Here is a 24549-nt window from a genome sequence, read left to right as displayed (position 1 = left end):
TTAACTGATCGGCATTACTTCCTAGCGGAAGCCCTTTTTTAATGGATGTTGTTCTAGTTTGTATGCCTAATACCAATCGTAGTAAATAACTGTTCATCCTAGCTGGTTAAAACACTCGATAACATCGTTAGAAATTTTGATTGTAGAATAACTACTTATCAAAAATTTCTGCCTTGTTCTCAAGCATTTTTCCTGTGCTATTTATGATCACTTACTTACTGTGATTGGTATAACACATTATTGCGGAGGGAAGCACACACCTGTTCCACCCAATCCACAATAACCATTCGGATTTTTAGCTAGGTATTGCTGGTGGTAGGTTTCTGCGAAAAAATATTTTCCAGCAGGCAGAACTTCCGTTGTGATTTCGTTGCCCAATGATTCAGTCATTGCTCGTTGGTATTCACGTTTAGAGTGCTCAGCGATAGTCTGTTGTTCTTCGCTGAAGGTGTATATCGCAGAACGGTATTGAGTCCCTAAATCGTTGCCTTGGCGCATCCCTTGAGTTGGGTCATGACGCTCCCAAAAGATTTCAAGTACTTGAGCGAGAGATGTTTGTTCGCTATCAAAAATGACACGAACGACTTCGGTATGGCCAGTTTGTCCGCTACATACCTGCTCATAAGTGGGGTTAATCGTGTATCCACCAGCGTAGCCAACAGATGTTGAAATAACGCCGTTCAACTGCCAGAACAAACGCTCAGCTCCCCAGAAGCATCCCATACCAAGTAGGACTTCTTGTTGAGAACCCGTAGGTGTATTGAGCAAGTCAGTTTGATTGACGAAATGGCGCTCAGTGATTCGGATTGGGTCAGCATTTCCCGGTAATGCGGTTGCTGCGGAAACCAGTTGTTGTTTGTTTAGCATGTTATATTCCTTTTCGCATACGTTTACCGCGTTAGTTAACATTAGATCTAGGTTTATATTAACTGGAGGCTCATATTAACGGCTGGTTAATATTGATTAAGTCTTTACATTAGACCGTGTTATTACCAGATTTGTTACAGACTCAATGCCTTTTTAGCGGTATGATTTCTTTTCACTTATTAACGTATTGATAACTTCTTCACCAATTAAACATGATAAGAAAAACTTTACCAGTTCTGATTGGCACTCTACTGTCATCGACATTCGCTTTCGCTGACGTTTCCCTTGATATTAAAGGGTTGGATGGCGCGCTTGCAGATAATGTGGATGCTTATCTGAGTGCGATTCCTGAAGAAGAGTATTCGGTCTCATTAAGATTTCAATCTCGCTTGGAGTCGATGATCAACGAAGCGTTGAATGCATTAGGCTACTACCAACCTAATATCACATTTACTCATTCTGAAGATGATACCGAATTGACTGTTACGGTTGAGCCGGGAGAGCCGGTTGTTATTTATGCTTCAGATATTGTTCTGACTGGTGAAGCCAAAGATGAACCTGATTTTTTGGCCTTAATAGCTAAGAGCAAGTTGTCTAAAGGTCCGATTTTGAATCATGGTAATTATGACTCTTTAAAATCATCGATCCGCAATCTTGGATTAGCGAAAGGTTACTTCGATGGGGCGTATGATCTTAGCAAACTAGAAGTCGCTCCTGAATTAAACCGCGCTTATGTCCGCCTTCATTATAACAGTGGTATTCGTTATCACTTTGGCTCTACTCAGGTTACTGGTAGCCAAATAGAAGAAGAGAAGGTGCAGTCACTTAAACCATTTGAAGATGGCGAACCTTACTCGATAACCAAAGTTGGTGAATACAACCAAAACCTTTCCAATACGGATTGGTTCTCTTCAGTCTTTGTTGAGCCTGACTTAAGTCAATTGGGTGAAGGTCGAGAAATTCCGATGAAGGTAAGCCTTGCTCCGCAAGCGCGGAACCAAATTGAAACGGGTATCGGTGTATCAACAGACTTGGGTGTAAAAGGTACCCTTAAATGGAAGAAACCTTGGGTTAATGAGAAAGGTCATAGTTTTAATAGTAGTTTATCGATCTCCAAGCCTGAGCAGACGATTACGGCGGCTTATAAAATCCCATTGGATGACGTGCTTAATGACTACTATCAAATTAAGTATGGAATGAAGAATCTGGATAACCGTGATACCAAGAGTTTGGAGTCAAACTTAGCCTTAGAAAGGTACTGGCGTCTAGATAATGGTTGGCAACGCACGGTATTCATTCGATACCTAGTCGAAAACTATAAACAAGGTTTACAAGACGATTTGGCGCAGTTTGTGTTGCCAGGTGTCTCTTTCTCACGCACTCGAACCCGAGGCGGTTCAATGCCGATGTGGGGCGATAAACAAACCATCATGGTTGAAGCGGCTGATGATACCTTGTTATCTGAAACCCAAGTCGTACGTTTTCAAGGGCAAACCGCATGGATTCGAAGCATTGGTAATAACCACCGAGGTTTAACCCGCCTTCAATTCGGCGGAAACTTTGCGGACGAATTTGATAAGTTATCTCCTTCTTTAAGATTTTTTGCGGGTGGTGATAATAGCATCCGTGGTTATGGCTATGAGTCTATCTCTCCTCGAGATGAAAGTGGCGCACTAACGGGTGCGAAATTCATTGCAACCAGTTCGTTTGAATACCAATATCGCTTAGTTGGGAATTGGTGGGGAGCGGCTTTCTACGATATTGGTGATGCATTCAATGACACGCCAGAGTGGAAACATGGTACTGGTGTAGGGATTCGCTGGGCGTCCCCCGTCGGTCCTGTGAGTTTAGATTTTGCTTGGGGTCTAGATGCGAAAAAAGGTGATGAGTTCCAACTGCACTTTAGTTTAGGGCCAGAATTATGATCAAAGTGGTGGGTAAGTGTATCAAGTGGGCGTCGATTTCATTGACGTCGATTTTGCTATTGTTAATCGCCCTACTAGGTTTTGTTTTGTTCACCAATTCGGGGTTGAATACTGTGTTGTGGGGCGCCGAAAAAGCATTGCCACAACTGAAAGTGGAAAGTACTAAAGGCGCTCTTTTCCCAAGCTTTACGCTTAACAATGTTCAGTTTAAAGATGATAGCCTACATATCGATACCAAGGTTGAAAATTTGGCATTGGCTATCAATCCGCGCTGTCTGCTCGACCCTCAAGTATGTGTTGACCGCTTAGCAATTCAAGGGCTGGACTTTGCACTTACTGAATTGCCACCAGCTTCTACAGAAGAGGCAGAACCTACTCCGCCCGTAACATCGGTAAAAACACCACTACCAATCGTCATTAATCGAATCGCTTTATCTGATATCAAACTGAATATCTTAGGTCATGAAATTGAATGGGGTTTGTTCTCTACTGCCCTGAGTATGCAGGGGGAAAAGCTGACAGTATCGCCAACTTTATTCAATGATCTTAAGGTTAAACTTGCAGAGTCTACTGAAGATCCACAATCAGAAATAGTCGAGCCAGATACTGCAACTAAGACAGCTATCGAGTTGCCTGAAGTTTGGATTCCTTTGCAGGTTGTACTTGAGCGTTTTGATCTCAACCGTTTCACTCTAGAACAAGAAGCGCCAATTGTTGTGAATCACCTCGGGTTAGAAGCTCGCGCGGGTAAACACACGGTTGACGTTTCCAGTCTCGAACTCGATATGCCACAAGCAAGCGCGAACCTAACGACGAAGGTTGAGCTCAAGGGCGGCTATCCGCTAGAGCTTTCTTTGGGTGCGTTGGTGAAAGAAACCGATCTTGCTGGTCAGAAACTGTCTCTGAAAGCACAAGGCAGCGTGGCTAAGTTAAGCCTAGAGTCTCAGTTCTCCGAATTGATTGAGGCAAAGTTGTCTGGGGATATTCAACCCTTAGAACCGACTCTGCCATTTGACCTTCTTTTAGAGGGAGGTAAAGCGCAATGGCCTTTGACAGGTAAAAGTGACTACCAAGCTGCAATTGAGAAATTCAAAGCCGATGGTTCATTAGATGGTTTTAATGTGCAGCTTAAAGCTGAAGCCGATGGTAAGGAGATACCTGCCTTAACGATAGATCTACAAGGTAAAGGCACCACGGAACAGATTGAACTTGAACGCTTGAAACTGAATACCTTGGGTGGCGAACTAAATGGTGTAGTTAAAGCTAACTGGAAGAAGCTCGTTAATTGGCAAGCCGATGTGACGCTCAAAGACATACAACCGGGTCTGCAGTGGCCAGAAGCCGAGGGTAACATTAGCGGAAGCATCGTAACTTCGGGTGAACTGACACAAGCGAGTGGTTGGGCGATTGAACTACCTAAGCTCGATATCGAGGGGATCCTACGAGAATACCCTCTGGATATCAAAGGGCAGTTGTCAGCGTCAGATCGCAGCGCGAGCGGTGAACCTAAACTGAAAACCAGTGGTTTGAGCTTGGCTCACGGTGTTAATTCGATTAAGGCTCAAGGGCAACTGGATAAGCAATGGGGTATGGGCGTTGCGATTAATTTTCCACAGTTAGATAAGAGTGTTCCAGAGCTGACGGGTAAAGTGATGGGTAATATCCAGCTTAGTGGCCCAACGAAAGAGCCAAAGGTCGATCTCGAACTTAATGTTGATAAGGTCGATTGGAATAACGAAGCAACACTAGAATCCTTATCGCTTAATGGCTCAGTGGTTCCTCTGCCATTGCCTGAAGCTCAAGCCGATCTTGTATTGAAAGCTAAGAACTTAACCTATCAAGAACAAAATGTGGAAAGCATTGATTTAACCGTGAATGGCGGTGAGAAGCAGCATACCGTAACACTTGATGTGATATCCGATATAGTGTCGACCAGTTTGGCTATCTCTGGAGAATTGATTCAGAAGCCTTCTCTTATTTGGGATGGGTCGTTAGACAGAGTCAGAATTACCACTCAACAGGGGCCTTGGGTATTAGACCAACCCGTTGCGATTAAGGCGGATGTCGATAAGCAGTATGCCGACGTTCAAGCGCACTGTTGGAAGCAATCGGGTTCGAGCGTGTGTCTGGATGAGGATATCCGCGCTGGAAAGTCAGGTGAGGCCAAACTGGGCGTTAACCAATTCGACTTTGAGCAGATCCAAGCCCTCATGCCTAAAGAAACGCAATTACAGGGCTTAGTCAATGCGACCGCTTATGCCAAATGGTCGGAACAAGGTGAACCTGAGGTGACGGTAAGCGTCGATATGCCGAAAGGTCAGGCTGTTCAACAAGTTGGTGAGCCAATCACACTCGGTTGGGAAAGCGTTGCATTGAATGCCCAACTAAAAGACAACCAACTGAACGCCGACTTTAAGTTGGATGTGTCTGATAATGGTGACCTGTCTGGCACGGTGTCGTTACCAGACATTCTCGCAGAAGACAAAATGGTCGATGCGGCAATTAAGCTGACAACTTTCCATTTGGACTTCTTACAGCCAATCCTCGGCGAATACAGCCTGTTGAAGGCCGATCTTGAGAGTGACCTACAGGTAAAAGGCTCTTTGATGCATCCTCAAGTCTTTGGTCAATTCTCTGTTGATGGTATTCAAGTCAAAGGCGATGTCACACCAGTCGATATTAAAGATGGTCGTATTGACCTCGATTTTGACGGCTACAGCGCGAAGTTAGATGCCAATGTTGAAACACCCGATGGTCACCTTGATATCGAAGGCTCCGGGGACTGGCAGGATCTTAAAGCATGGCACTCTAACGTTAGAGTGTTTGCTGATGAGTTGATGGTTGATATTCCACCTATGGTTAAGGTGAAGGTCGTGCCTGATATGACCATTGATGTCACGCCAGAGCTTGCAAAAATTACGGGTGATATCGCATTACCGTGGGGACGTATCGTTGTCGAAGACTTACCACCGTCAGCGGTCGGCGTCTCTTCTGATCAAGTTATCTTGAATAAAGATCTTGAGCCAGAGAGCGAAGACACGATTCCATTCAATGTGATGACCAATATTAATATCTCCATTGGCGATGACTTTAAACTGTCTGCTTTTGGTCTTGAAGGTGATTTGGTCGGCAAGCTCAACGTGGCTCAAAAAGACCAAGGTCCTTTTATCACAGGTGAGGTAAATATCGTCGATGGTACTTACCAATCCTTTGGACAAGATCTCTTGATCAAAGAAGGTAAGATTCTAATGAATGGGCCTCCGGATCAGCCATATGTAGCGATCAATGCGATACGTAACCCTGATAATACTCAGGATGATGTGACTGCTGGTATTCGAGTGACAGGCCCGGCGACAGAGCCGACCATCGAAATTTATTCTGATCCTGCGATGCCGCAAGCCAACGCGTTGTCTTATATTTTGCGTGGTCAAGATATTGATGGTGAGTCGAATGGTTCAATGACAACGACCTTAATTGGCTTAAGCTTGGCGAAGAGCGGCAAGGTTGTCGGCGAAATTGGTGAGGCTTTTGGCGTACAGGACTTGCAACTGGATACTGCAGGCTCTGGAGATGATTCCCAGGTTACGGTCAGCGGCTACATTCTCCCTGGTTTACAGGTGAAGTATGGCGTAGGTATCTTTAACTCGTTAGGTGAGTTTACTGTTCGTTATCGATTGATGCAGGATCTCTATGTTGAAGCCGTATCGGGGCTAGACAGTGCCGTGGATCTTCTCTATCAATTTGAATTCGAGTAACACTTGAGTCGTGAATGATTAGCGGATTACGAATGCTTAGGAGGGGTTATGCAGCAACTTGTTTTTGTTTATGGAACCTTGAGGCAAGGTCAGTCCAACCACCACTATTTGCAGCAGTGTGAGTGCTTAGGAAGGTTTGACACCCCTGAGGAATACGCTCTTTTTGATTTAGGTGCCTATCCGGCGATGATTTCTGGAAAGAAAAATGTCGTTGGCGAGGTCTATATCATTAACGATGAAGTTTTGGCTTCGCTCGATCGGCTAGAAGATGTTCCTGTTGAGTATCGTCGCGAACAAATAGAGACTATATTTGGATTAGCATGGGTATATTTGTATCAGCTTGATCTAACGGCTAATAAAGAAATACTTTCGGGTGACTGGTGTAAGCGGGACAATTCGTAATAGTTATCTATCCGTAACATCTATGTATTCTGAGTTGTAGAACAAAAAGCCAGCATGTAAATGCTGGCTTTTTTAATGGCGTTAATTTGAGAAATAAGCGAGATGATTAGTCTCGGTTAAGTTCAAGGAACTCTTCTACCTTTTTCACCATGTTCTTAGAACCGACAAAGAAAGGCACACGTTGGTGCAGTTCTGTTGGTTTTATATCCATGATGCGTTGGGCGCCATCGGAGGCAATACCGCCAGCTTGCTCCATGATGAAGGCTATTGGGTTGCACTCGTACAGCAGACGCAGTTTACCCTGAGGGTGGCTTTGCGTACTCGGGTATAAGTAGATACCGCCTTTCAGAAGATTACGGTGGAAATCTGATACTAGAGAACCGATGTAACGTGATGTGTAAGGGCGGTTGTCGCTTGGCTCATTTTCTTGGCAGTACTTGATGTACTTTTTAACACCCGTAGGGAAGCGAATGTAGTTACCTTCGTTGATGGAATAAATCTTACCTTCATCAGGGATCATCATGTTTTCATGAGACAGACAGAAGGTGCCCAGAGATGGGTCGTAGGTGAAGCCATTTACACCTGCACCAGTTGTGTAAACAAGCATAGTTGAAGAGCCGTAAATTACGTACCCCGCGGCTACTTGCTTGTGTCCTGGCTGTAGGAAGTCTTCTTGTGTTGGTGGGGTACCAACAGGCGATACTCGACGATAGATAGAGAAGATTGTACCAACAGATACATTGACATCGATGTTTGAAGAACCATCAAGTGGGTCCATCAGAACGACGTATTTTGCGTTTTTGTTGAGCTCTTTATTGAAGGCGACAGCTTCGTCTTCTTCTTCACTTGCAACACCACAAACTTGATCACGAGCTTCTAGAGCCGCTTTAAACTTGTCGTTCGCGTAAAGGTCTAGCTTTTGCTGTTCTTCACCTTGAACGTTGTCTGTACCAACAGCGCCAGTGATGTCGACTAGACCAGCCTTGTTGATCTCACGGTTAACAATTTTTGCAGCAAGTCGAATAGACGACAAAAGGGATGATAGATCACCGCTTGCATGGGGGAAGTCACTCTGTTTCTCAACAATGAACTCACCAAGGGTGCGCATCTCAGACATGTTATTTCCTTAAACTTCTCTCAATATTAGGGGGATTTGAGCACTATAGAATTTGCCTCTTACTCGGGCTTTATTCATCTAGACGCCTACTTAAATTCTAAAGGTTAGATCTTTTTAATGGTAATGAACTAAGCGACGCAGATCTCACTTACTATGTCGACTAAATTTGTTTTGCATTGCTACTCGCTTTTAATCGCCATTTAATGATAATGAGTGCAGTAGTTTGATTTAGACATGGTTCATTTAGCCAAGCGTTTGGAAGCAATTTATGCATATTCATATCTTAGGAATTTGTGGCACCTTCATGGGAGGTGCAGCGGTATTGGCTCGTCAATTAGGTCACAAGGTTACCGGTAGTGACGCGAATGTTTACCCACCAATGAGCACTTTGTTGGAGTCTCAAGGGATTGAAATTATTGAAGGGTTTAACCCAAGCCAGTTAGAACCAAGGCCTGATCTCGTGGTGATTGGTAATGCGATGAGTCGTGGCAACCCGTGTGTTGAGTATGTATTGGATAACAACCTTAGATACACCTCAGGCCCGCAATGGTTGCAAGAGTTCTTGTTGCATGATCGTTGGGTATTAGCGGTATCGGGAACGCATGGCAAGACAACAACATCGAGCATGCTGGCTTGGATTTTAGAAGACTGTGGCTATGCGCCTGGCTTCTTAGTGGGCGGCGTGTTAGGTAACTTTGGTATCTCTGCTCGCCTTGGTGAAAGCATGTTCTTCGTGGTCGAAGCTGACGAATACGACAGTGCTTTTTTTGATAAACGATCTAAGTTCGTTCACTACCACCCAAGAACCTTGGTAATGAATAACCTCGAGTTCGATCATGCTGACATCTTCGATGATCTTGAGGCGATTAAGCGTCAGTTCCACCACTTAGTGCGCACTGTGCCAGGTAATGGCCGAATTTTCTCTCCTAAAGAAGATACGGCTATTCAAGATGTTTTATCTCGCGGATGCTGGAGTGAGACAGAATCGAGTGGTGAACAAGGTGATTGGGATGCCAAGAAGCTGGTTAAAGACGGGTCTCAATTTGGAGTGTACTTCCAAGGCGAATGCGTAGGAACTGTCGACTGGGATTTGGTTGGCGACCATAACGTCAATAATGCTTTGATGGCGATTGCAGCTGCGCGACATGTAGGGGTGACACCTGATTTAGCGTGTGAATCGTTGGCGAAGTTCATCAACACCAAACGTCGTCTAGAGTTTAAAGGCGAAGTGGCAGGCGTTTCTGTCTATGACGATTTTGCTCATCACCCAACGGCAATTGAACTTACGCTGGGCGGTTTACGTAATAAGGTCGACACGAAAAAAATAATTGCCGTTTTAGAGCCTCGTTCTGCCACAATGAAACGTGGAGTGCACAAAGAAACGCTGGCTGATTCGTTGAAGCAAGCGGATTCTACTTACTTATTCCAACCCGATAACATTGATTGGTCAGTACAAGACGTCGCCGATGCGTGTCACCAACCCGCGCACGTGAGTGATAACATGGATGCATTCGTTGCTAAAATTGTCTCTGAGGCACAAGCGGGTGACCAAATCTTGGTAATGAGTAATGGTGGCTTTGGTGGTATTCACCAGAAACTGTTGGATGGATTGGCACTCAAAGGTTAACGCATCCTCGACCTTATAATTTGAAGTAATTGAGAACATGACAAAACACGATAAAGCGATAACTCTGGCTTTCACTGGCGCATCCGGTGCGCCTTATGGCCTGCGTTTACTTGAATGCCTTTTGGCCGCCGATTATCAGGTCTACTTGCTGATATCATCGGCAGCGCGAGTGGTGTTGGCGACCGAGCATGAACTTAAGTTACCTGCTGGGCCAGATGCTGCGAAACAAGCTTTGGTTAAGCATTTAGATTGCGACCCAGAAAAGCTGGTGGTGTGTGGCAAAGATGATTGGTTCTCACCGGTTGCATCTGGTTCAGCAGCACCGAAGCAGATGGTGGTGTGTCCATGCTCTGCAGGAAGCTTGGCATCGATTGCTCATGGCCTATCAGATAACTTAATCGAGCGTGCAGCCGACGTGGTTATGAAAGAGCGAGGACAGTTGTTGTTGGTGGTTCGTGAGACGCCATTTTCTACGTTGCATTTAGAGAATATGCACAAACTCTCGACCATGGGCGTGACGATTATGCCTGCAGCTCCGGGTTTTTATCATCAACCTAAGTCGATTGAAGACTTGGTCGACTTTATGGTGGCACGTATTCTTGATCACCTTGGTATCGAGCAAGGTTTAGTGCCACGTTGGGGTTACGATCAACGTAATTGATCCAAACTTGATGGCTTATTGTTAAAAATCAAATTACAATCCTGAACACTCATCGGGGAGCGAACCATTCAAATAATGAATGCGAGCTGAGATCAAGCAGACACTTGGGACCCGTAAACCTGAACCAGATAATGCTGGCGTAGGAATTGAGTTAGGAACAACCTCTACCGTTCTCCTCCCTCAAACCTGTGCCGCTCAGACCATGGAGAGCGTCCAGTGAAATTAACATTAACAACTCTTGCTGTTACTACAGCCATCTCTTTTTCTGCCTTCGCAGCAGACAATACCTTAACGGTTTACACTTACGACTCTTTTGCTGCGGATTGGGGTCCTCGTCCTGCCGTTGAAAAAGCATTCGAAGAAAAGTGTGGTTGTGATGTGAATTTTGTCGCGTTAGAAGATGGTGTGTCTATTCTAAACCGCTTACGTCTTGAAGGTGGCAACAGCAAAGCTGACATCATTTTAGGCCTAGATAATAATCTCATGGCTGAAGCGAAATCTACGGGCTTATTGGCTGAGCACAGTGTTGATACGTCATCAGTGACACTTCCTAACGGTTGGAACGACAGCACTTTTGTTCCTTATGATTTTGGTTACTTTGCGTTTATCTATAACAAAGAGAAATTAGCAAATCCGCCTAAGAGTTTGAAAGAATTGGTCGAGCAGCGTGACGACCTCAAGGTTATCTACCAAGACCCACGTACTTCGACGCCAGGTCAAGGCATGATGCTATGGATGAAGTCTGTTTACGGTGATGAAGCGACAGCCGCATGGAAGAAGCTTGCTCAGAAAACTGTGACTGTGACTAAAGGTTGGTCTGAAGCTTACTCTATGTTCCTAGAAGGCGAGTCTGATTTAGTGTTGTCTTACACAACTTCTCCGGCTTATCACATCATTGCAGAAAGTGATTCTAAGTACGCAGCTGCAAGCTTTGAAGAAGGTCATTACACTCAAGTGGAAGTGGCAGCGAAGGTTAAAGGTAGCAAGAACGAAAAGCTTGCCGATGAGTTTATGGCATTTATCTTAAGTGATGAGTTCCAATCGGCGATGCCTACTGGCAACTGGATGTACCCAGTGACCGATGTTGAACTACCAAAAGGGTTCGAGCAACTTACGGTTCCTCAGAAAGCGCTAAGCTTCACACCAGAAGAGATCGCCGAGAAGCGTAAGCCTTGGATTCGTGAATGGCAGAGTGCACTTACTTTTTAACTTACTATTTAACTTATTATTTAAGAAAATGAGTTTTCTAACGTACTTTTAAAAAACTAGCTTTCTGTATTTAAAGGTTCATTCGTTATGTTTGGAGTGAACCATTTACGGTAAAAAATCAATTTATGATAAAGAAAACACCTAAGGTCGGGGTTTGGGTTGCGATACTCATTACCGCCTTCGTGGTTTCAGCAGTTGGGGCATTGCTAAGCAATGCCCCTTCTCTTGATATCAGCCAAGTATGGTCCGATCCTTACTATTGGCATGTAACGAAATTCAGTTTCTATCAAGCGACACTCTCAACGATGCTGAGTGTTGGCTTTGCTATACCTATTGCTCATGCTCTGTGTCGCAGACAATTTTTTGGACGGGCCTTGTTGTTAAGGCTGTTTGCTTCGACCTTGGTTTTGCCCGTATTAGTTGGCGTATTTGGTTTGCTAGCTATTTATGGTAACAGTGGTTGGTTAGCTAAATTTCTGGCGAACTTCGATATTAAACTACCATTCTCGATTTATGGGTTGAATGGTATTTTGCTCGCACATGTCTTCTTTAACCTGCCTTATGTTAGCCGTTTACTTTTACAAGCTTTAGATACCGTACCTGCCGAGCAGCATAAGCTTTGTGCTCATTTGGGTATGAGTCATTGGAACAAATTCAGATGGGTTGAATGGTCTCGTTTAAGACAGCAACTGCCACATGTGTGTGGTTTGGTCTTCATGCTGTGTTTTACCAGCTTTGCTACCGTGATGGCACTAGGCGGTGGACCTAAATCAACTACTATCGAACTCGCTATTTATCAGGCGATTAAATTCGACTTTGACCTGCAGGCTGGTGCCTTGCTCGCAATATGGCAAATGCTGCTGTGTGGTGTGTTAGCTGTGAGCATTCAGCGCCTATCGAAACCTATTTCAGTGACAGCCAGTCAATTGTCGGAAGAGAAATATTTGGTTAAGGACTGCTGGTGGTCAAAAGCTTGGGATAGCTTTTGGATCATCACCGTCTCAATGCTGGTATTGCCGCCATTAGCTATGGTTATCGTCAGTGGCATTAACTCGCAGGCATTAATCGTACTGAGCAGCGAGCCGTTCTGGGCTGCGTTAATGACCTCGGTTAAAGTTGCGTCATTAGCAAGTGTTATCGCGGTTGGTATTGGTATCGCAATACTGCTGACGAGTCGAGCATGGCGCTTACAGAATAAGAATTTTCGAGCAGATAAAATCGAGCTGATTGGCACTATTATCTTAGTTACTCCAGGGCTCGTGATCAGTACGGGTCTCTTCTTATTACTGCGTTCATTCACCGATGTTTTCAGCTTAGCTTTCTTTATCGTGATTGCAGTAAACAGTTTAATGGCGCTTCCTTACGTAATTAAAACCTTGGCTCAACCTATGCTGCATTTGTCTCAGCAGTATCAGTATGTGTGCGCAAGTTTGGGAATGACTGGTTTCACGCGTTTTAGGCTAGTGGAGTGGCGCGCATTGCGTAAACCGATGGCACAAGCCTTCTCGATCAGCTTTATGTTAGCAATGGGTGACTTAAGCGCGATTGCTTTGTTTGGTAGCCAAGATTTTAGAACTCTGCCTTTGTACCTATTCCAATTATTAGGCAGCTATCAAATGGAAGCTGCAGCTGTGGTTTCCGTGAGCTTACTGTTACTGAGTGTTGGCAGCTTTAGCCTGATTGAATTTTTATTTACTCGAAGATCTAAGCTCGATGCTAAAGAGTTGAGGAACCGATGATGTTAGTGATGAAAGATGTGGACTACCACTATCACAGAGAGTTGTTTTGCTTTGATTTTCAAGCTGAGCAGGGCGATATTGTTGCGCTGATGGGGCCAAGTGGCGCAGGTAAATCAACGCTGTTGGCACTGGTTGCTGGGTTTATTGAGCCCACTTCGGGTGAGATCTCTGTAGCGGGACAATCACTGATTGGCAAAGAAGCACATCAGCGTCCATTAGCGATGTTGTTTCAAGAGCACAATTTGTTTGCCCATCTCACCGTACGTGAAAATATTGGCTTAGGCTTGCATCCAGGGTTAAAGCTTACGGCAACCCAAAAGCACGAAGTCGAACAGGCCGCTGCACAAGTGGGTGTCGCGGAGTATTTAGATAGACTGCCTGAGCACTTATCGGGCGGTCAACGTCAGCGTGTCGCGTTAGCGCGTTGTTTTGTTCAGCCTCATGATATTTGGCTGCTTGATGAACCTTTCTCTGCGCTTGACCCTTTGCTTCGTGAGGAAATGCTTAACCTGGTTAGGCGATTAGCCGCAGAGCGAAACATTACGGTATTGATGGTTACTCACCACTTAGGTGATGCACGCAGTATCGCAAATAAGTTCGTTTTTGTAGCGCTAGGTAAGGTGTTGGTTGCAGACTCGATAGAGACACTGACGGCTGAACATCCACAGCAAGAGCTAAGCTCGTTTGTTAAAGCGGGTGAATGATGATTTTTTCACTCCTGTGAGTACTTCTTAATATTGAGAGCTTCTTGATATCGAGTGCGTCAAAAACAAAAAGACCTAGCATGCGCTAGGTCTTTTATTATCTTTCTGATTAAAGGGCGGCGAAGATTAGTCGCCTAGCTTTAGCTCTTTTAAGATTTGGAATATTTCACGAGAAGACTTAGCCGGTTTATTTGCCGCTTTCTCTTTGTTAGCTTGACGAGCGAGCTGACGAAGACGTTGACGGTCAGCTTCCGGGTACATTTCCATAACGCCTGAAATGGCCGCATCGCCTTCTGCAACAACACGATCACGCAGCTGTTCTAGTTTGTGCAGTTCAACTGTTGCTTGAGAGTGTTTGTTGCGAATCTTATCTAAAGCCGCTTGAATTGGCTCTGGATCGACACTGCGCATTACTTTACCAATGTATTGAAGTTGACGGCGCTTCGCTTCATTTTTAAAGCGTTGTGCATCTTTAATCGCTTGTGCCAAATCTTCAGACAGCGGAAATTTGTCTAATACAGAAGGCTTTAGGTCAACAAGCTCTTCTCCCAGCTTTTGCAGGGCGTCCATGTCCGTTTTCATTTCTGTCTTACTTACCCAGATGATTTCTTCTTCTGGTTCCCATGGGGCTTTTTGGTTTTTGCGAGCCATCTTTTCTGCCTATGTCACTATCTCAAACGAATATATTGCCTATTTTAGCAAGAATCTTGGGGAGAAAGCGAAATTCTTGTTATCCTACGTAATATTGACCTAAAAAATTAGAATAGATATGGATGTAAAACAGCAAGTCGCCCAACAACGAGTTGAGCTAGAAGCCGCAGTAGCTAAAGCGTTGGATATGGCATCAGTGAGTGCAGACGCCGCTGAGGTTGCTATTACTAAGTCAACGGGTTTAAGTGTTTCAACACGTATGTGTGAAGTGGAAAACGTTGAATTTAATAGTGATGGTGCTCTAGGTATTACTGTTTACCGCGGTCAGAAAAAAGGCAGCGCATCTACATCTGATCTGAGTGAGAAGGCCATTGCTCAAACAGTCGCGGCTGCGCTTGATATCGCTCAGTACACTTCTGAAGACCCGTTTGCTGGTCCTGCAGCAAAAGAATACATGGTAAAAGAAATTCCAGACTTGGATCTTTTCCACCCTGATGAACCAAACCCTGACTATGCCGCTGAGATTGCGATTGCAGCTGAGAAGCAAGCGTTAGCTTATAGCGACAAGATCAAACAGAGTGATGGCGCAAGCTACGACAGCCATTATGGCGTTAAGGTTTATGGTAACAGCCATGGCTTACTAGCCAGCTACGCTTCAAGTCGCCATAGCACGAGCTGCTGTGTGATTGGACAAGGCGCTAACGGTGAGATGGAACGAGACTACAGCTACACCGTTGCACGTCACCGTGATGAGCTATGGACGCCTGAGCGCGTAGGTCAAGAAGCAGCAGAAAAGACCATTAACCGTTTGGATGCGAAAAAGCTACCAACAGGCCAATACCCAATAATGTTCGCTAACGATGTCGCTACTGGCTTGATTGGCCACCTTGTGATGGCGATCAGTGGTGGTAACCTATACCGTAAGTCATCGTTCTTATTGGATCACCTAGGTCAGAAAATTTTACCTGACTGGTTTAACATTTCTGAGCGCCCTCATATCTTACGTGGTTTGGCTTCAAGCCCATTCGATAGCGAAGGTGTGTTCACTCAAGATCGTGAAATCATCACTGATGGTGTGTTAGCAACTTACCTGCTAACCAGTTATGCCGCACGTAAAATGGATATGACACCAACAGGTCATGCGGGTGGTATTCATAACTGGTTTGTTAAATCAACGGGTCAAAACTTTGAGCAGATGCTAAAAGAGCTAGGCACCGGCTTCCTTGTGACTGAAGTAATGGGTCAAGGTGTTAATACCGTGACAGGTGATTATTCACGTGGCGCAGCAGGTTTCTGGGTTGAGAATGGAGAAATCCAATACCCAGTATCTGAAGTGACGATCGCGGGTAACCTAAAAGACATGTTCACTCAGATTGTTGCGGTTGGTAACGATGTTGAAACGCGTTCACAAATTCAAACGGGTTCTATCTTGCTTGAGTCGATGAAAGTCGCGGGTGAGTAATTAAGTTAGCGCCAATATGATGAATTAAAAAAGGGAGCCGATGGCTCCCTTTTTGTTTTCTGTATTTCGCCAAAAATTCGCTAGCTACTCATGATAACTAGATCAGTATGGTTGCTAAGCCTAAGAACACCGATAGGCCAATAACATCGGTTACTGTGGTCAGAGCCATACCGCCCGCAAGTGCTGGATCGATATTCATCTTTTTCAGCATTACTGGGATGGTTACACCGGCGATACCAGCGACAATCAAGTTGGTCATCATTGCAGCTGAGATGATGCCTCCCAGTATCCAGTTACCTTTCCAAGCAACCACTATACCGCCAATGATAACAGCCCATAACACGCCGTTTAGGAAGCCGATGGCCGCCTCTTTGAGTAGTAGTTCGCGTTTGTTACTGTCACCGATATGACCGAGAGCTAAACCACGAATCACAAGCGCAACGGTTTGGTTACCAGCAACCCCGCCCATTGAAGGTACGATAGTCATTAGAACCGCAATTGCTGCCATTTGGTCGAGTGTTGCTTCAAACATATTGGATACAGATGCAGCTGCAAGTGCTGCGAGTACGTTAGCACCCAACCAGACACTACGACGACGAGCAGATTTTACGACTGGAGCGAAGGTATCTTCGTCATCGTCCATACCCGCCATGCTCATCATTGAGTGCTCGGCGTCTTCACGGATAACATCAACCACGTCATCGATAGTGATTCGACCAACAAGATGCTGGTTACTATCAACAACGGGTGCAGAAACCCAATTACGACGTTCGAACAGACTGGCAATATCGGAAGCACTGGTTTCAACCGCGATCGCTTCGTCAGCATCTTCCATCACTTCGGAAACCGGAACATCGGGCTGAGTTGTTACTAGTGTGGTAAGCGATAGGTTACCGATCAGACGTTCTTCTTCATCAATAACATACAGAGCATCGGTTGCGTCGGGCAATTCGCCACGCATACGCATATAGCGCAATACAACGTCGACATCGACGTCGCCACGAATCGTGATTACGTCGGTATTCATGATCGCACCCGCTGAATCTTCTGGGTACGAAAGGGCGGTTTCTACTAATGCACGATCGACGGAGTCCATTTGAGAAAGGACTTCGCGAGAAACATCGTCGGGTAGGCTTCGAAGTACGTACGCGACGTCATCGGTTTCCATACCTTCTGTTGCTTCTGCCAAGGTTTCTGGTGCCATTTTCGACACAAGCGCATCTTTGACGTCTTCGTTTAGTTCATCAAGAATTTCACCGTAGTCTTCTGGATCGGTGAGTTGCCAGAGTACGTCACGACTTTTGCGAGGGGAGGCTTCTAAAAGGTGTGCAATATCTTCAGGTTCCATGTCCTGAAGTTGTCGACGTACGTGAACAAATCGGCCGTTTTCTAGGGCTTCGCTGACTTCTTGGAGGGTTTGGTGAGCTTGGTCGAATTCTAATTGCTCTGCCATATTTTCCTCCTATTTCATTATTCTAACAATGCTTGGAATAGTAACTTAATTCTGGGGCTTATTTAAATCATAAACTTAGCTAGAACTAAGATTTAATACTGGTTGGTTCGAAGTTTGAGTCTTCAGTGTTGTGAGTGACTCGTTTTCGCTACTCACCCTCATCAAACTTGTCTTCAATGAGGTGGCAAACAGCATCAAGTGCTTGTTGTGAATCGGTGCCTGTAGCTTGGATCGTGATGTGTTGCCCTTGCGCTGATTCCAGCATAAGCAAACCCATCACACTGTCTGCAGTTGCGATTTTATCTTCTTCGCTATGGATAGTGATAGTTGCATCAAAACTTTGGGCAAGCTCAACCAATTTTACGGCTGCTCTAGCGTGAAGACCCAAGCGATTTTGGATCAGTACAGTTCGAGTTAATTCCATGGTTAGCCCTGTTGGTGCTTCTCTAGGGAGGCATGTCTGATTTGAACTTGATGACCGAGTTGTTCGAAGTATTCACCAATTTTCTGAGTTAGATAAACTGAGCGGTGTTTGCCGCCAGTGCAACCAATCGCGACCGTTAGGTAACTGCGATTATTCTTCTCTAACATGGGTAACCACTGCTCAACAAAGCCTTGAATTTGTTGCTTGAGCTCAAGAACTTCAGCGTGTTTCTCTAGGAAAGAGTGAATTGGAGCATCAAGTCCCGTCAATGGTCGTAGTGCCGGTTCCCAGTGAGGGTTTGGCAGAAATCGAACATCAAACACATAATCGGCATCACTTGGTAGGCCGAACTTAAAGCCGAAAGACTGAAAAACGATAATGAGTTCTTGTTTTTCTTTGCCCTCAACTTTGAAACGAACCTGTTCACTCAATTCGTAGAGGTTACAGTCACTGCTATCAATCACAATGCTGGCTTGCTCTACAAGAGGAGTCAGAAGTGTTTTTTCTAAATCAATAGCTTGTTCAAGAGAGAGTTTTTCTTGGCCGATCGATAAAGGATGAATTCTGCGTGTTTCGCTGTAGCGCTTGAGTAGCGTCTGTTTACTCGCATCTAGAAATAAGACGTTTAGGTCTATATCTGTGGCGGCTTCTAGCTGGTCTAGCGTTTCTGTAACTAACTGAGGCTCTTTTGGTAGGTTACGAATATCAATGCTAACAGCGACGTTTTGATTGATCTCGCGTACCGATTCGACGAAGTCGTTGAGCAGGTTTACTGGTAGGTTATCAACACAGTAATACCCCAAGTCTTCAAGAACTCGTAGCGCAACACTTTTCCCGGCTCCTGACTGGCCACTAACAACGATTAATCGCATGTTATTACTCGCAAGTTGGCACTTGAATCATGATGTCGTAAAGCTCTTGATCGCTTTGAGCATTACGCAACTGTTTAAGAGTCTGCTTGTCGTTAAGTCGCTCTGCCATACAAGAAAGGGTTTTCAGATGCTCTTTACATTGTTCACTAGGAACAAGTAGAGCAAACAGTAGATCAACTGGGCGGTTATCGATAGCATCAAATTCGATTGGGTCTTGGCATTGTATTAATACAGCAATCGCTTTATCACTGACATTCATGCGTGCATGGGGAATCGCAATACCGTTACCGATACCTGTACTGCCCATTTTTTCACGGCTCAGCATGCACTCAAACAGTTCTGTTGAATCTTGACCGCAGCTTTCTGCTGCGATTTGACTGATCAGCTCAAGGGCTCTTTTTTTGCTTGTGCATTGGACTGCACTTTTAGTGCAGTCCAATGAAAGTACTTCGCTTAATTGCATGTTAGTGACTACTTAGTTTTTCTTTGTGCTTGTTGAGTTGGCGAACAAGTTTATCAACCAATGAATCAATCGCGGCATACATGCTTTCATCTGTTGCTGTCGCATGAATTTCCCCTTGATTTATATGCAGGGTAGCTTCTGCGATTTGATTGATTTTCTCAACTTTTAAAACAACTTGAACACTATTGATATGATCAAAGAAGCGCTCAAGTTTGTCGAATTTGGTGTGAACATAGTCTTGCATTGAATCGGTAAGATCAACGTGATGGCCTTGAATATTGATTTGCATAGACTTTCCTTTTCAGTTGGTTGCCAGGTTACAACTAAATTAATAGTTAACTAATCAATCGTTAATGAATAAAGAGCTAACTACTTTAGTTTATAGCAGGCGTTTACGCTGACTCGATGGGGCAATGCCCAGAGATTCACGGTATTTCGCTATGGTACGTCTAGCTACCTGAATTCCTTGGTCAGCCAGTAAAGCAGCAATCTTACTATCACTTAGAGGCTTTGCGGTATTTTCCGCTGCGACAAGCTTCTTAATGAGTGCGCGAATTGCTGTAGATGAACATTCACCGCCATTGTCAGTGCTGACATGGCTTGAGAAAAAGTACTTGAGTTCGAAGATGCCACGCGGTGTGTGCATGAATTTTTGAGTCGTCACACGAGAGATCGTGGATTCGTGCATATCAACAGCTAAAGCCACATCATTCAGTACCATCGGCTTCATGGCTTCTGCGCCATGTTCGAAGAAACCGCGTTGATGTTCAACAATACACCGAGCGACTTTTAGTAGTGTTTCATTTCGGCTCTCTAGACTTTTAATTAGCCATTTTGCTTCTTGCAAATTTGAGCGGATAAATTGGTTGTCAGCACTACTGCCTTTGCTACTAAGGGCCGCGTATTGTTGATTTACTTTTAGTTTTGGCACGCTATCTGGATTGATGGTGACCAACCATTTCCCAAGCTCTTTGAAGACGGATACGTCAGGAACCACATACTCAGTTTCGTCTGGCGTGATCTTGCTTCCAGGGCGAGGGTCCAGCTGTTGGATTAATTGCAAAACTTCGCGTAGTTCCGCTTCTTTCAACTTGGTCTCTTTGATAACCAGTTTGTAATCGCGATTGCCGAGTTGGTCGATATGGCTAGTAAGTACTAACTTAGCTTCGTTAAGCCAAGGGGTATCTTGTGGGAAGGTCGCCAATTGCAGTAACAAGCAATCTTGCAGATTCACAGAACCGACACCTAGCGGATCAAACTGCTGAATTCGTTTACGAACGGCTTCAATTTCATCAAGCTCGATCTCTTCGTTGTCGAAGTTCTCAAGGATGTCTTCACAAGATACGGTCAGGTAACCGCGGTCATCGATAGCATCAATTAGCGCAAAAGCTATGCTGCGGTCAGTTTCAGTAAATGGTGTTAAATCGAGTTGCCAGAGCAGGTAATCGTATAGACTTTGTGTAGTTTCGCCTTGATAAACGGGCATATCGTCATCAATCGCAATGCCAGTGTTACCTGTGTTTGCGCTGTAAACGTCTTCCCAAGTTGTATCGATTTCTAGTTCGTTGCCGATCTCTGATTTTTCGATCAAATCGGAGCTATCAGGTAAGTCTTGTTCTACTGTTTCAACTGTTTCTTTCTCGTCACTGCTAGGTTTTTCTTCCGATGTTGGCGTATCTTCATTGCCATCTTCGACATCGAGTAGTGGGTTCGATTCAAGTGCTTCTTGAATCTCTTGTTGCAAATCCAAAGTAGACAATTGCAACAAACGAATCGCTTGTTGCAATTGAGGAGTCATTGCTAACTGTTGGCCTAGCTTAAGTTGTAATGAGGGTTTCATTCAGTGTTACTTACCTAGTTATTATTCTAAGAACTCTCGATACTCTCTATCTAATCATAGACGGAATTGTTCGCCTAGATAAACTTGTTTAACTTGTTCGTTATTGAGAACATCTTCAGGAGTTCCCTCAGCTATTAGATGCCCTTGACTTACGATGTAAGCTTTTTCACACACGTCTAATGTTTCACGAACGTTGTGGTCGGTAATCAAAACGCCTAAGCCGCGATCACGTAAGTGAACAATGATTTTTTTGATATCGATAACCGATATAGGGTCAACACCGGCAAAAGGTTCGTCCAGGAGAATGAATTGAGGGTTTGCTGCTAGTGCGCGAGCAATCTCAACACGGCGACGCTCACCACCAGACAATGCCATACCATTACTCGCTCGAATATGTTGGATGTGAAACTCTTCGAGAAGATCTTCCAGCTTATCTTGACGTTGCGCGTTAGTCATCTCATCACGCGTTTGTAAAACAGCCATGATGTTGTCTTCAACTGACAATTTACGAAAAATGGATGCTTCTTGAGGAAGGTAACCGATACCAAGACGAGAGCGACTGTGCATTGGTAAGATACTGATGTCTCGGTCGTCAATGCTGATAGTACCTTCATCTCGCGCAACCAGACCCACTATCATATAGAAAGAGGTGGTTTTACCTGCACCGTTTGGGCCAAGTAGCCCTACGATCTGACCTGACTCTACTTGTAAGCTTACGTCTGTTACAACTTTACGTTTTCCGTAGGTCTTCGCTAGGTTCTTTGCTGTAAGGACTGCCATGATTACTTATTCACTTCCGCTGGTTGTAAAACCGTTGATACACGCTCACTGCTATCACTATCGGCAACCAACTTTTGAGAGGTGATCTGATAGGTAATCTTAGAGCCACGAATGATACTGCCATCTTGAGATAGCATCGCGTTCTTAGTCATGATCAATCTATCGGCAATCAGCTGGTAATGTAAATCGTCAGCTTCACCATAGAGTGTTTTCCCGTCGTCAGTAAGTTGAGAAAAGGTTGCGGGCTTTCCGAAACCTTGTATTTCTTCAATTTCACCGTTGACGGCATTACGTGTAACAATGACCTTATCGGCATTGATATTGATGCTACCTTGTTTAAGGTTCACATCGCCAAGAAAGGTTACTTGATTGCTTTTCATATCTAATTGCTGACTGTCTGAATCAATATAGACAGGCTGCTCGCTATCCGAAGATAGAGCATAGACATTAGACGCCGCAAGGGTCAAAGCCAATAAACTAAGGTGTGAGAGTTTCATATCTACCCTGAACAGAATTAAAGAGGGTCGCATTGTTGGTACCGAAGTTCCCTTTCATTGCTTGCCCCTCATTTTCAAAAAATGTACCGATCATATGGACCGGAGTGTCTGAATAAAAATCTCGGCTAGTCAGTTCAACAACCATTTTATCTGTGGTCATTGTATCGAAGCTAGCATCTGGCAACAGGTTTTTCGCCACAACATTGTCATAAAAAGTGATGACTTGATTTTCATCCATAATTGCGCGATCAGCGGTCACTCGCCATTCTATCGTATGCCCTTCACGGAATACTGAAAGAACAGGGTCTTGAAAGTGCGTATCGCCAACGACCGAGTAATGCTCTAGATAGGTCGATTCAACCTGATAGCTACGAATACCGCTTTCGCCATAACTAATATTATCAAGATTCTTGCCACTAAATGCAGGCAGTTCCAAGTTTGGATCTACTTGTATCGTCGAAGTTTGCTCTTTGTCGTACAAGTAATAGGCCGACCAAGAGGCAATAAAGATGAGTATTAAGTAGATAATACGATTAAAACTCATATGCTTAAACCTTTGTGCACGTCGAGTTCGTTTCTTGCTTGTAAAATAAGGTCGCAGACTTCACGTACTGCACCGTAACCGCCGTTAATGGTTGTTACGTAGTTGGCTCTTTGTGCAAGCAATGGGTGACCGTCTGCCACACATACCTTCAAGCCAACCTTTTCCATTACAGGCCAGTCGATTAAATCGTCTCCGATATAACCTGTGTTTTCAGGATTAACTGAAAGTTTATCGCAAATGTCTTGATAGGCTTTAACTTTATCATCCTGACCTTGATAAATTAGCTTAATACCGAGAGCGGTCATTCGATTCTCAACAATTTGAGATTTACGGCCAGTGATGATTGCGATTTCAACGCCCGCGTTCATCAACGATTTAATGCCGTAACCGTCGCGCGTATGGAAAGTTTTTAGCTCTTCACCATTGTTACCCATGTAGATGCGACCATCTGAGAACACGCCATCGACATCGCAAATAAGCAATTTGATCTCTTTTGCTACGGCAAACACTTCTGAATCTACCGTGCCGTATAGAGTTTCGACTGTTTGTGACATTACATTACTCCTGCTTTCAGTAAGTCATGCATATTTAAAGCGCCTACTAATTTGCCACTATCACACAACATCAAGCCATTGATGCTCTTAGCTTGCATCAAATTTAAGCCCTCAACTGCGAGCATGTTTGGTTCTGCTACCGTTGGGTTCAGTGTCATTACATCGCCGATCTGCGTGCTATGAATATCAATACGTTTATCTAAGATACGGCGTAAATCACCATCGGTAAAAATGCCCTTCATTTGGCCATCTTCACCGACGATTGCCGTCATACCCAAGCCTTTTTGAGATATCTCTAACAGGGCATCTCGAACTAGTGCATCCGGAGCAACAATTGGGAGTGAATCACCGGTGTGCATGATGTCGTCTAGTTTCAACAGCAGTTGACGGCCCAAAGCACCACCAGGATGAGACAGTGCAAAATCTTGAGCGGTAAAACCTCTTGCCTGTAAAAGTGCAACGGCTAATGCATCACCCATAACCAAAGTAGCGGTAGTACTGGTTGTTGGTGCTAAACCTAGGGGACACGCTTCTTCGGGTACTGAAATCTGTAAATGAATATCAGATAAGGTCGCCATGTTTGATGCCGGCTTGCCAGTCATGCTGATAATCTTAATGTTTAAACGCTTTAATACTGGGAATAGGCTGAGGATTTCTCCTGATTCACCTGAGTTGGATATTGCTATCACAATATCGCCAGGTTCGATCATTCCCAAATCACCATGCGCTGCTTCACCTGGGTGTACAAAGAAAGCCGATGTACCAGTGCTTGCCAGTGTAGCTGCTATTTTGTTACCAATGTGGCCTGATTTGCCCATGCCCATCACTACGACTTTGCCTTTGTTGTTCAGGATTAGGTCGCAAGCTTTGCTAAAATCATCATTAAAATATTGGTCTAATTGCGTGAGACCTGCAACTTCAGTTTCCAAAACTTGTTTTGCAACGCTGCAATAATCAAATGGCTGAGACATCAAATACTCCAAGTACGGGAAGTTAAATCAAC

The 24549-nt window shown here is 44.5% G+C and carries 23 protein-coding genes and 1 riboswitch; of the genes, 9 read left to right on the top strand and 14 right to left on the bottom strand.

The window, feature by feature from the left end:
- Positions 1-237: 237 nt before the first annotated feature.
- Positions 238-867 (bottom strand): peptide-methionine (S)-S-oxide reductase MsrA, encoded by a 630-nt coding sequence (gene msrA, locus AB4589_RS03510; protein WP_371709910.1) that lies wholly within the window; start codon positions 865-867, stop codon positions 238-240.
- Positions 868-1079: 212 nt separating this feature from the next.
- Here msrA and AB4589_RS03505 point away from each other — a divergent pair, with 212 nt between their 5' ends.
- From AB4589_RS03505 to AB4589_RS03495, 3 genes are read left to right on the top strand one after another with little or no spacing between them, the layout of a single operon-like run.
- Entirely contained in the window at positions 1080-2792 is a 1713-nt protein-coding gene (locus AB4589_RS03505; protein ID WP_372099358.1) for an autotransporter assembly complex family protein, read from the top strand.
- Positions 2789-6547: a translocation/assembly module TamB domain-containing protein gene (locus tag AB4589_RS03500; protein ID WP_372099356.1), complete on the top strand. Its 3759-nt coding sequence runs from the start codon at positions 2789-2791 to the stop codon at positions 6545-6547. Before AB4589_RS03505 ends, AB4589_RS03500 begins: the two co-directional genes overlap by 4 nt.
- A 48-nt stretch (positions 6548-6595) precedes the next feature.
- On the top strand, positions 6596-6949 hold the full coding sequence (locus AB4589_RS03495) for a gamma-glutamylcyclotransferase (protein WP_371709908.1): 354 nt from the start codon (positions 6596-6598) through the stop codon (positions 6947-6949).
- A gap of 106 nt (positions 6950-7055) precedes the next feature.
- On the opposite strand, the gene fbp is transcribed toward AB4589_RS03495, so the two are convergent.
- Positions 7056-8066, bottom strand: a complete 1011-nt coding sequence (gene fbp, locus AB4589_RS03490) for a class 1 fructose-bisphosphatase (RefSeq protein ID WP_009847754.1) — start codon at positions 8064-8066, stop codon at positions 7056-7058.
- Positions 8067-8334: 268 nt separating this feature from the next.
- Here fbp and mpl point away from each other — a divergent pair, with 268 nt between their 5' ends.
- From mpl to thiQ, 5 genes are all read left to right on the top strand, one after another.
- Positions 8335-9693, top strand: coding sequence for a UDP-N-acetylmuramate:L-alanyl-gamma-D-glutamyl-meso-diaminopimelate ligase (gene mpl / locus AB4589_RS03485; protein ID WP_371709907.1), 1359 nt, complete (start codon positions 8335-8337; stop codon positions 9691-9693).
- A gap of 37 nt (positions 9694-9730) precedes the next feature.
- Positions 9731-10354 carry a flavin prenyltransferase UbiX gene (locus tag AB4589_RS03480; protein ID WP_009847752.1) on the top strand — a complete coding sequence of 208 codons (624 nt, stop codon included), beginning with the start codon at positions 9731-9733 and terminating at the stop codon, positions 10352-10354.
- 43 nt (positions 10355-10397) lie between these two features.
- Positions 10398-10517, top strand: a riboswitch (TPP riboswitch).
- Positions 10518-10570: 53 nt separating this feature from the next.
- Positions 10571-11563, top strand: coding sequence for a thiamine ABC transporter substrate binding subunit (gene thiB, locus AB4589_RS03475; protein WP_009847751.1), 993 nt, complete (start codon positions 10571-10573; stop codon positions 11561-11563).
- A gap of 125 nt (positions 11564-11688) precedes the next feature.
- On the top strand, positions 11689-13302 hold the full coding sequence (gene thiP, locus AB4589_RS03470) for a thiamine/thiamine pyrophosphate ABC transporter permease ThiP (RefSeq protein ID WP_372099354.1): 1614 nt from the start codon (positions 11689-11691) through the stop codon (positions 13300-13302).
- The gene (thiQ, locus tag AB4589_RS03465) at positions 13302-14006 is read left to right on the top strand and encodes a thiamine ABC transporter ATP-binding protein (protein ID WP_009847749.1); all 705 of its coding nucleotides are present in this window, start codon (positions 13302-13304) and stop codon (positions 14004-14006) included. The genes thiP and thiQ overlap by 1 nt, the downstream gene beginning before the upstream one ends.
- Before the next feature lie 126 nt (positions 14007-14132).
- Here thiQ and yjgA read toward each other — a convergent pair whose 3' ends face one another.
- Positions 14133-14657 carry a ribosome biogenesis factor YjgA gene (yjgA, locus tag AB4589_RS03460; RefSeq protein WP_371709905.1) on the bottom strand — a complete coding sequence of 175 codons (525 nt, stop codon included), beginning with the start codon at positions 14655-14657 and terminating at the stop codon, positions 14133-14135.
- Positions 14658-14775: 118 nt separating this feature from the next.
- On the opposite strand from yjgA, the gene pmbA reads away from it, so the two are divergent.
- Complete coding sequence (pmbA, locus tag AB4589_RS03455) at positions 14776-16119, top strand: metalloprotease PmbA (protein ID WP_371709904.1); 1344 nt, start codon at positions 14776-14778, stop codon at positions 16117-16119.
- Positions 16120-16216: 97 nt separating this feature from the next.
- On the opposite strand, the gene mgtE is transcribed toward pmbA, so the two are convergent.
- From mgtE to kdsD, 11 genes are all read right to left on the bottom strand, one after another.
- Positions 16217-17572 carry a magnesium transporter gene (mgtE, locus tag AB4589_RS03450; RefSeq protein ID WP_012604872.1) on the bottom strand — a complete coding sequence of 452 codons (1356 nt, stop codon included), beginning with the start codon at positions 17570-17572 and terminating at the stop codon, positions 16217-16219.
- Positions 17573-17720: 148 nt separating this feature from the next.
- Positions 17721-17996: an HPr family phosphocarrier protein gene (locus AB4589_RS03445; protein WP_009847745.1), complete on the bottom strand. Its 276-nt coding sequence runs from the start codon at positions 17994-17996 to the stop codon at positions 17721-17723.
- A 2-nt stretch (positions 17997-17998) separates the two neighbouring features.
- Complete coding sequence (rapZ, locus tag AB4589_RS03440; RefSeq protein ID WP_017097544.1) at positions 17999-18868, bottom strand: RNase adapter RapZ; 870 nt, start codon at positions 18866-18868, stop codon at positions 17999-18001.
- Between the two features lie 4 nt (positions 18869-18872).
- Positions 18873-19331: a PTS IIA-like nitrogen regulatory protein PtsN gene (gene ptsN, locus AB4589_RS03435; protein WP_009847743.1), complete on the bottom strand. Its 459-nt coding sequence runs from the start codon at positions 19329-19331 to the stop codon at positions 18873-18875.
- 1 nt (position 19332) lies between these two features.
- A complete protein-coding gene (gene hpf / locus AB4589_RS03430) occupies positions 19333-19620 on the bottom strand; it encodes a ribosome hibernation promoting factor (protein WP_009847742.1) in 288 nt (95 codons plus the stop codon).
- A gap of 90 nt (positions 19621-19710) precedes the next feature.
- Positions 19711-21171, bottom strand: a complete 1461-nt coding sequence (locus AB4589_RS03425) for an RNA polymerase factor sigma-54 (protein ID WP_009847741.1) — start codon at positions 21169-21171, stop codon at positions 19711-19713.
- Positions 21172-21225: 54 nt separating this feature from the next.
- Entirely contained in the window at positions 21226-21951 is a 726-nt protein-coding gene (gene lptB / locus AB4589_RS03420) for an LPS export ABC transporter ATP-binding protein (protein WP_009847740.1), read from the bottom strand.
- 2 nt (positions 21952-21953) lie between these two features.
- Positions 21954-22448 (bottom strand): lipopolysaccharide transport periplasmic protein LptA, encoded by a 495-nt coding sequence (gene lptA / locus AB4589_RS03415; RefSeq protein WP_009847739.1) that lies wholly within the window; start codon positions 22446-22448, stop codon positions 21954-21956.
- Positions 22429-22992 carry an LPS export ABC transporter periplasmic protein LptC gene (gene lptC / locus AB4589_RS03410; protein WP_371695533.1) on the bottom strand — a complete coding sequence of 188 codons (564 nt, stop codon included), beginning with the start codon at positions 22990-22992 and terminating at the stop codon, positions 22429-22431. Before lptC ends, lptA begins: the two co-directional genes overlap by 20 nt.
- Positions 22989-23546: a 3-deoxy-manno-octulosonate-8-phosphatase KdsC gene (gene kdsC, locus AB4589_RS03405; RefSeq protein ID WP_371695534.1), complete on the bottom strand. Its 558-nt coding sequence runs from the start codon at positions 23544-23546 to the stop codon at positions 22989-22991. Before kdsC ends, lptC begins: the two co-directional genes overlap by 4 nt.
- Positions 23546-24517 (bottom strand): arabinose-5-phosphate isomerase KdsD, encoded by a 972-nt coding sequence (gene kdsD, locus AB4589_RS03400; protein WP_012604867.1) that lies wholly within the window; start codon positions 24515-24517, stop codon positions 23546-23548. The genes kdsC and kdsD overlap by 1 nt, the downstream gene beginning before the upstream one ends.
- Positions 24518-24549: the final 32 nt, after the last annotated feature.

Origin of the sequence: Vibrio sp. 10N.222.49.A3 (genome assembly GCF_041475145.1) — a bacterium.
GTDB classification, from domain to species: domain Bacteria; phylum Pseudomonadota; class Gammaproteobacteria; order Enterobacterales; family Vibrionaceae; genus Vibrio; species Vibrio tasmaniensis_A.
This window is presented reverse-complemented; position numbering and strand designations above follow the sequence as displayed.